The 4,579-nt window shown below is 72.7% G+C and carries 5 protein-coding genes and 1 rRNA gene; 4 read left to right on the forward strand and 2 right to left on the reverse strand.

All coding sequences use genetic code 11. The features are described 5' to 3' along the window. Nucleotides 1-90: 90 nt before the first annotated feature. Nucleotides 91-648, reverse strand: coding sequence for a GNAT family N-acetyltransferase (locus ACZ4XX_RS40155; RefSeq protein WP_468512757.1), 558 nt, complete (start codon nt 646-648; stop codon nt 91-93). A gap of 136 nt (nt 649-784) precedes the next feature. Here ACZ4XX_RS40155 and ACZ4XX_RS40160 point away from each other — a divergent pair, with 136 nt between their 5' ends. From ACZ4XX_RS40160 to ACZ4XX_RS40175, 4 genes are read left to right on the forward strand one after another with little or no spacing between them, the layout of a single operon-like run. Further along, on the forward strand, nt 785-1,687 hold the full coding sequence (locus ACZ4XX_RS40160) for an ABC transporter ATP-binding protein (protein ID WP_468512758.1): 903 nt from the start codon (nt 785-787) through the stop codon (nt 1,685-1,687). Further along, a complete protein-coding gene (locus ACZ4XX_RS40165) occupies nt 1,684-2,499 on the forward strand; it encodes an ABC transporter permease (RefSeq protein WP_468512759.1) in 816 nt (271 codons plus the stop codon). The genes ACZ4XX_RS40160 and ACZ4XX_RS40165 overlap by 4 nt, the downstream gene beginning before the upstream one ends. Before the next feature lie 13 nt (nt 2,500-2,512). After that, a complete protein-coding gene (locus ACZ4XX_RS40170) occupies nt 2,513-3,748 on the forward strand; it encodes a sensor histidine kinase (RefSeq protein WP_468512760.1) in 1,236 nt (411 codons plus the stop codon). Then, nucleotides 3,745-4,413, forward strand: a complete 669-nt coding sequence (locus ACZ4XX_RS40175) for a response regulator (RefSeq protein WP_468512761.1) — start codon at nt 3,745-3,747, stop codon at nt 4,411-4,413. The genes ACZ4XX_RS40170 and ACZ4XX_RS40175 overlap by 4 nt, the downstream gene beginning before the upstream one ends. 74 nt (nt 4,414-4,487) lie before the next feature. On the opposite strand, the gene rrf is transcribed toward ACZ4XX_RS40175, so the two are convergent. Beyond that, a 5S ribosomal RNA gene (rrf, locus tag ACZ4XX_RS40180) occupies nt 4,488-4,579 on the reverse strand; the annotation flags it as partial.

A 4,579-nucleotide genomic window follows, 5' to 3' on the forward strand; every position in this document is an offset into this window, starting at 1 on the left:
AGCGCGAACGCGTGGCCCGCCGCAGGCGAACACCACAACCTGAAACAGCAGATACCTCACGTGGCGACCTACGACCTCAAAACCAGGTCACTAGGAAGCCCGCCGCACCTCGTACTCGTCCTCCATCGCCGTGTCGTGCCCCGGGACGCCCACCCGCTCCCCCGTCGCCACGAAGCCGAAGCGACGGTAGAAGGCGGCAGCCCGCGCGTTGTTCTCGTGGACGTAGAGCCGCACCCGCTCAACCGGCTCCGCCAGCGACCAGGACCACTCGACGCCCGCACGGAACAGCGCGTCGATCACACCGGTACCCCGCACCTCGGGCCGTACGTACACGCCCACGATGTGCGTCTGGCCGACCTTCGCCGGCGCACCGAAGCGCACCTCGTCCGACGGCCGCTCCACCAGGAGCGTGATCGTGCCGACCCACCGCCCGTCCGGGGCCTCGGCCACGAACTGCCGCACGTTCCCGGCGCCCGTCTCGGACGCCCCCTCGGCACGCTCCTGCCAGAAGGAGTCCGGGCGCTGCACGGCGTCCTCGTACGTCTCGAGGAACGCGAGGTGGGCGACCGGGTCGCGCAGGGCGGCGAGACGGAGCTCGCGGGCCCGCTCCCACTCGTCGGCGCGGATGACACGTATCGAAAAGTCCATGCGCCCGATCCTCCGCGCGACCGCACGCCCCTGACAAGGGCTTTTCCCCCGCGTCGTACCCCGGTACCACGCAGGCGCCCCACCTCCCGCCCCAGGTCGGACGAACACCCGCCGCCCGCTCCCTAGCGTCGTCAGCATGATCCGAGCAGAGAACCTCACCAAGCGGTACGGGGACACCACCGTCGTCCGGGACCTCGGCTTCACCGTCCGGCCGGGCGCCGTCACCGGCTTCCTCGGCCCCAACGGCGCCGGAAAGTCCACCACCCTCCGCATGATCCTCGGCCTCGACGCCCCCACCCGCGGCCACGCCACCGTCGACGGCCGCCCGTACGCCCGGCACGGCGCCCCGCTCACCCGCGTCGGCGCCCTCCTCGAAGCCCGCTCCGTGCACCCGGGCCGCTCCGCCCGCCACCACCTCACGGCCCTCGCCCTCACCCACGGCATCCCGCGGTCCCGCGTCGACCGTGTCCTCGCCGTCGCCGGCCTCACCCATGTCGCCGACAAGCGCGTGAAGGGCTTCTCCCTCGGCATGGGCCAGCGCCTCGGCATCGCCGCCGCGCTCCTCGGCGACCCGGCCACCGTCGTCCTCGACGAACCGCTCAACGGCCTCGACCCCGAGGGCGTGCTCTGGATCCGCACCCTCCTCAAGTCCCTCGCCGCCGAGGGCCGTACCGTCCTCGTCTCCTCGCACCTGATGAGCGAGATGGCCCTCACCGCCGAGCACCTGATCGTCATCGGCAAGGGCCGGCTCCTCGCCGACACCACCGTCGACGAGCTCGTCCGCACCTCCGGCGGAGCCTCCGTCAAGGTCGTCACCCCGGAGGCCGACCGGCTGCGGAACCTCCTCCCCGGCGCCGCCACCACCCTGGAGGCCCCCGACACCCTCCTCGTCACCGGCCCGGACGCACCGGAGATCGGCCGCACGGCCGCCGCCCACGGTCTTCCCCTCCATGAACTGACCCCTCAGGCCGCCTCCCTGGAGCAGGCGTTCATGGCCCTCACCCACGACTCCGTCGAATACCAGGGAGCCCCCGCATGAGCACCCCGACCATCACCCCGACCGTCGCGGCCACCACCCCCTCCGTGGCCCCGCGCCTCACCCACGCGCGCGTACTCCGCTCCGAGTGGCACAAGCTGTGGACCGTCCGCTCGACCTGGATCACCGTCCTCACGGCCACCGCACTCGTCCTCGGTGTCGGCATCCTCATGGGTGCCACCTACACCTCCGACGGCGGCGACTCCGACGTCGACACCGTCATCCTCACCCTCTACGGCAGCCAGCTCGGTGCCATCGCCCTCGCCGTCCTCGGCATCCTGGTCACCGCCGGCGAGTACGCGACCGGCATGATCCGCGCCTCCCTCACCGCCGTCCCCGCCCGCCTCCCCGTCCTCGGGGCGAAGGCCGCCGTCTACACCGGCGTGGTCCTCGCCCTCACCTCCGTCACCAACCTGCTGACGTTCCTCACCGCCCAGGCGTTCCTCTCCGACTCCGACCAGGCCGCCTCCCTCACCGACGACGGCGTCCTCGCCGCCCTCGCGGGCAACGCCGCCGGCATCACCCTCCTCGGCCTGATCGCCCTCGGCCTCGGCGCGACCCTCCGCTCCGTACCCGGCGCGATCGGCGCCTTCGTCGGCGGCGTGATGATCCTGCCCGAGGTCCTCGGGATGCTCCCGTACGAGGCGATGGAGACGGCCGTCCGGTACTTCCCCACCCAGGCCGCCGGCGCCCTCGGTTCGGCCACCCCGATCCCGGGCGCCGCCTCCCCCGGCGCCGCCCTGCTCGCCCTCGTCCTGTGGGCGGCCGCGGCCCTCGCCGTCCCCGCCCTGTTGCTCAAGCGCCGCGACGTATGAGGATGATGACCGGGTGACCACGGAAGCGACCGCGACAACGGGCCTCAGCCGCTCCCTCCAGCAACTGCTCGCGCGGACCCGGGCGTTCGACACCCGCCGACCCTGGGTGTGGGACTCCACGCTCACGTTCTTCTGGACGGCGGCCGCACTGGTGGACGCGTCGGGCGGCTGGCGGAACACCGCCCCCGACCCGTCCGTCCCCGCCTGGCTCGTGGTCACCCTGAGCCTCTGCCTCTCCCTCCCGCTGTACCGGCGCCGCCGGGAGCCCCTGGCCGTCCTCACCGTGATGGCCTGCGCGGCGCTGGTCAGCGCCGCCTCGGGCGCCTTCCTCCAGGCCGGCTACCTCCAGCTCGTCCCGCTCTTCCACATCGCCCTCTCCCGCCCGCCCCGCGCCCTCCTGTGGGCCTCCGCCCTGCTCCTGCCGCCGCTCCTGACGGGGGCGGTCCGCTTCCCCCGGGGGAGCTGGGACCAGCACGTCGTCCCCACCCTGTGGACGTACGCGCTCGTCGCCCTCCTCGGCATCGCGGTCCGCTCCCGCAAGGACCACACGGCGGCGCTCGTCGACCGGGCCCGCCGCCTGGAGATCGAACGCGACCAGGAGGTACGGCTCGCTGCGGCGGCCGAACGGACCCGGATAGCACGCGAGATGCACGACATCATCGGCCACAACCTCTCCGTCATCACGGGCCTCGCGGACGGCGGCCGGTACGCGGCGGCGAAGAGCCCCGAGCGTGCCGCCCAGGCCCTCGACGCCATCGGTACGACGAGCCGCGAGGCCCTCGCAGAACTCCGCCGGCTCCTCGGTGTCCTGCACGACGACGAGCCGGAGGCGGCCCGTGACCCCCAGCCCACCCTGGCCGACCTCGACGACCTGATCACCGGCGTACGGAAGGCGGGCCTGCCGGTACGGCTCGACCGGGACGGCTCCTCTCCCGACCGGCCCCTCACCCCGGGCGCCCAGCTGACGGTCTACCGGGTGGTCCAGGAAGCCCTGACGAACGCCCTGAAGCACGCGGGCGAGGGCGCGAAGGCGACCGTGCTCCTCACCCACACCCCCCAGGAGGTGCGGGCGGAGATCACGAACACGGGACCGGCCGTTCCGCCGCCCCCACCGTCCGCCCAGGGCAGGGGACTTACCGGGATGCGGGAGCGCGCGGCCCTCTACGACGGCACACTCGACACCGGCCCGCTGCCGACCGGCGGCTGGCACGTCAGACTCCGACTCCCCCGGGAGGGCACCCCCTCGTGACGACCGTTCTCATCGCGGACGACCAGCCGATGCAGCGCTTCGGCTTCCGCATGCTGCTGGAGAGCCAGGACGACATGACCGTCGTCGGAGAGGCCGCCAACGGCACCGAGGCGATCCGGCTGGTCGACCGCCACCACCCCGACGTCGTCCTGATGGACATCCGGATGCCCGGCCTGGACGGCATCGAGGCGACCCGCCGGATCGTCGCCACGGGCGACCGCACCCGCATCCTGATCGTCACGACCTTCGACCTCGACGAGTACGCGTACGACGGCCTCCGCGCCGGGGCCAGCGGCTTCCTGGTGAAGGACGCCCAGCCGGAGGAACTCCTCGCCGGCATCCGCGCGGTCGCGAGCGGCGACGCGGTCGTCGCCCCGAGCCTCACCCGCCGCCTCCTGGACGCGTACATCCACCACCTGCCGTCCTCCCCGACGGCGGACCCTCACCCGGAGGACCCGCGCCTCGCCTCTCTCACGGAGCGGGAACGCGAGATCCTCACGGTCATCGGCCAGGGCTGGACGAACACGGAGATCGCCGAACGCCTGCACCTCGCGGAGTCGACGGTGAAGACCCACGTCGGCCGCATCCTCGCGAAGACCGGCGCCCGGGACCGCGTCCAGGCGGTGATCCTGGCGTACGACACCCAACTCGTCACGCCGGCCTGAGCGGGTCCCACGAAAAGACCCCGGAACGCAGAAAAGCCCCGCACCATAAGGTGCGGGGCTTTCCCACAATGATTGTTCGGCGGCGTCCTACTCTCCCACAGGGTCCCCCCTGCAGTACCATCGGCGCTGAAAGGCTTAGCTTCCGGGTTCGGAATGTAACCGGGCG

The organism is Streptomyces sp. NPDC029956 (assembly GCF_055574655.1).